Source organism: Streptococcus oralis, assembly GCF_023109315.1.
Classification (GTDB): Bacteria; Bacillota; Bacilli; order Lactobacillales; family Streptococcaceae; genus Streptococcus; species Streptococcus oralis_BS.
Map to the genome: position 1 here is coordinate 1 of NZ_JALDUF010000018.1, position 736 is coordinate 736.

The window sequence follows — 736 nt, forward strand, 5'->3', positions numbered from 1 at the left end:
TTATCGTGAGCATAAAGGAAATTATGGTTATCGTCGGATTCACTTAGAACTAAGAAATCGTGGTTATTCGGTCAATCATAAAAAAGTCCAACGTCTGATGAAAGTCCTTGGTTTAGTGGCTCGAATTCGTCGGAAACGGAAGTATTCTTCCTACCAAGGAGAGATTGGCAAGAAGGCAGAGAATCTTATTCAACGCCAATTTGAAGCAGCCAAACCGATGGAAAAGTGCTACACAGATGTGACAGAATTTGCCATTCCAGCAAGTGCTCGCAAGCTTTACTTATCACCAGTTTTAGATGGCTTTAACAGCGAAATTATTGCTTTTAATCTTTCTTGTTCGCCTAATTTAGAACAAGTACAAACGATGTTAGAACAGGCATTCACAGAGGAGCATTACGAAAATACAATTCTCCATAGCGATCAAGGCTGGCAATACCAACACGATTCTTATCATCGGTTCCTAGAGAGTAAGGGAATTCAAGCATCTATGTCCCGCAAGGGCAACAGCCCAGACAATGGGATGATGGAGTCCTTCTTTGGCATTTTGAAATCCGAAATGTTTTACGGCTATGAGAAGTCGTTTCAGTCGCTTAAGCAATTGGAACAAGCCATTGTAGACTATATCAATTACTACAACAATAAAAGAATTAAAGTCAAACTAAAAGGACTTAGTCCTGTGCAGTACAGAACTAAATCCTTTCAATAATTATTTGTCTAACTTTTTGGGGTCAGTACA

General features: G+C 39.3%; 1 protein-coding gene. It reads left to right on the forward strand.

From position 1 onward, the window contains the following. Nucleotides 1–706: IS3 family transposase (locus M1F74_RS10060; protein WP_247947028.1), on the forward strand; the 706-nt coding region annotated here is incomplete at its 5' end. Nucleotides 707–736 lie beyond the last annotated feature (30 nt).